Source organism: Rhodococcus sp. WS3 (assembly GCF_003797085.1).
Classification (GTDB): Bacteria; Actinomycetota; Actinomycetes; order Mycobacteriales; family Mycobacteriaceae; genus Rhodococcus_F; species Rhodococcus_F globerula.
Map to the genome: position 1 here is coordinate 258503 of NZ_RKMA01000002.1, position 2446 is coordinate 260948.

Below are 2446 nucleotides of genomic sequence, written 5' to 3' on the forward strand. Positions count from 1 at the left end.
TTATCGGGTATTCGCCTTGACACCTAGTCGAGCAAAGGGCGTTTCCCATGATTGAAGATCAGAGTGTCAGCCGTAAGACGAGCGTTGTCGATGCTGTTCTACGGTCTCCACTTGCGGGATTGTCCCCGTGGATTCTGCTCTCGCTATTGTCCGGACCAGGACGATTCGAGGAATCCGCTGCAGCGGCGCTCGGACTATCTCTGCTGATACTGGCCGCAAATCATCGGCGGGGCGGCACTCTGAAACTGCTGGAACTGTTCGATGTCCTCTTCTTCGGCATACTCGCAGGAATTGGACTGTTCGCATCGGCAAATACGATCGAATGGTTCGAATTGTGGGGCGGTGAGCTCACCAATATCGCGCTTGTTGTCTTCGCTTTCGGATCGATACTGCTGCGCAATCCGTTCACCATGCAATATGCAAAGGAATCCACTCCGGAGGAGTACTGGACCACTTCGCTTTTCTTGCGGATCAATTACGTCATCACCGCGGTCTGGGCGCTGGCCTTCACCTGGTCTGCGATTGTCGGACTGATCGGTGACGCAGTGCTGGGCGACAGCGGCAATTTCTGGACCGGTTGGATTCTGCAGTTGGCGGGCACGTTCTTCGCTATCTCGTTCACCGAGTGGTACCCGAGCTACGCCCGGAGCAAGGCCGGCCAAGCACTCGGGTTTCCGGTCGAGCCGCCGGAATCGATTGCTCGACTGTTCGATTTCGTGCCAGTTTTCGTAGCAGTCACCGGCATGGCGGGACTGGTGACGGATTCGACGACGGTCGCTCTGGGCGTCGGGTTGATCGTGGTGGGGGCGGCGGGATACGTGGCGATGCGTCGCTGGACCGCGTAGGCGCAATCGGCGAAGGAGCTGGGCCCCTTTTCCTCGAGTGAGCATGGTTTTCTGGGCGCTGGAGCCTGTGCTCACTGAGCAGAAACTGTGCTCACTCGCATACCGGCCGTACTCCATCCGTGACGTTTGGCAGCCGAGCCGTCAGGGGATACAGCAAACACTGGTACAGATATCCGTGCCGATGGCTTTCCCTGCCGAACAGTGCGAGGAAGGCTACCGGCACGGCGCTTGTCTGATCGATGAAAACTGCTGAGCGGGAACGCTTTCGGATGACATCGGCGTCGAAGAAGGGTTCGTGGACAATGACTGCAACACAAGGACCACATCGGCATCGAATGCAACGAGAAAGACCGCCCGGCACCTGGCCGGACGGTCTTCGACGTGCACATTGTGGTGCTAGTGCATCACGCTCCGCGGCGCTTGGCCTTCAGGAGATCGAGACGCTCTTTCAGAAGTTCTTCGAGTTCTTCGACGGAACGACGCTCGAGCAGCATGTCCCAGTGGGTACGCGGCGGCTTGACCTTCTTGGCTTCGGGCGCAGTGCCCTCCATAAGGGAACCCTCGAGGCCGTTGCGGCACATCCACGTACCGGGGATCTCGGCGTCGTCGGCGAACGGGATGTCAAAGATCTCACCGTTGTCGCACTTGTACTTCGCCATACGACGGGGGGCGAGGTCATGGTCACGGTCGGTCTCGTAGCTCACAGCTCCGAGTCGGCTACCTCGAAGTACGCGATCTGCCATGGTGGTGTCCTCTCTTCGTTCGTCACCGCTGGTGGGCGCCCGGTGTTGGGGAGTAGACGCTCACACTCATCTACAACGCCACGAGCACCGGATTGGTTCCCGTGTGGCGAGAAGACGCAACCTCCCCATCTTACCGGGTCCCGCGCGCTCGCATCCGAGCGGACATCGAGGGCGTCTGAATCTCGAGTAAAGTGTCATCTCATGACCTCGAGCACGCGCCCCAGAAGCGCCGGTAGTCCTTGCGCGTGGTGCGGTCGTGGCGTAGCGGCAGTCGGCGTCGGCCGTCGCCGCCGGTACTGCTGCCAGTCGTGCCGCCAGCGTGCGTACGAGCAGCGTAATGCGGTGAAGGGCACCAGCGTTCCCGCGGACGCGGTCATCCTGACGGCCACCGAGGCCGTCGAGTTGGTGGACCGAATGTTCGAAGTTCGTTGCGCTGCTGAAGACGTTGCCACTGCTGTCGCTGAGGGCGCCGATACTACCGAGCTACTCGCCTTGTGTGAGCAGCTGACGGTGCTCGCACGCGAGGCCGAACGTTTTCGATGAACGCCTGATTTCTTTCGATCGACGAGGTGTTTCGATCCTCCCCGTCTGGGCAATCACTTTGTAGCTGTGTGCGCGCCGCCGTGAATATGCAGTGGGCGCACGAGGCGACACAACTTCAATCCTTCAGTTCGGACCTTCGGGGAGGTTCGAACTCCGAGCCGACCCATTAATCGCGATCGACGCGATGTGCGGTGGCTCGAACAGGGTCGTTCATGGTTTCCACTCTCGATATCGAGGCGGTGCGATGTACTTCTTCAATCCCCGAACCACACCTTTCGATCGCCACTCCCGGCGAAGCATGCGGGGGTGGTTGTG

3 protein-coding genes are annotated in these 2446 nt (G+C 59.9%); 2 read left to right on the forward strand and 1 reads right to left on the reverse strand.

Going from position 1 to position 2446, the window contains the following annotated elements:
- Positions 1–47 precede the first annotated feature (47 nt).
- Positions 48–845 carry a hypothetical protein gene (locus tag EEB13_RS15390; RefSeq protein ID WP_033232032.1) on the forward strand — a complete coding sequence of 266 codons (798 nt, stop codon included), beginning with the start codon at positions 48–50 and terminating at the stop codon, positions 843–845.
- 404 nt (positions 846–1249) lie between these two features.
- Here EEB13_RS15390 and EEB13_RS15395 read toward each other — a convergent pair whose 3' ends face one another.
- A complete protein-coding gene (locus EEB13_RS15395; RefSeq protein ID WP_033232034.1) occupies positions 1250–1588 on the reverse strand; it encodes an RNA polymerase-binding protein RbpA in 339 nt (112 codons plus the stop codon).
- 201 nt (positions 1589–1789) lie between these two features.
- Between EEB13_RS15395 and EEB13_RS15400 the strand changes: the two genes are divergently transcribed.
- Entirely contained in the window at positions 1790–2131 is a 342-nt protein-coding gene (locus EEB13_RS15400) for a hypothetical protein (protein ID WP_033232035.1), read from the forward strand.
- Positions 2132–2446: the final 315 nt, after the last annotated feature.

Bases quoted from the DNA above. Each gene is read 5' to 3' on its own strand.
- EEB13_RS15390 (WP_033232032.1), top strand. From the start codon at position 48: ATGATTGAAGATCAGAGTGTCAGCCGTAAGACGAGCGTTGTCGATGCT.
- EEB13_RS15395 (WP_033232034.1), bottom strand. From the start codon at position 1,588: ATGGCAGATCGCGTACTTCGAGGTAGCCGACTCGGAGCTGTGAGCTAC.
- EEB13_RS15400 (WP_033232035.1), top strand. From the start codon at position 1,790: ATGACCTCGAGCACGCGCCCCAGAAGCGCCGGTAGTCCTTGCGCGTGG.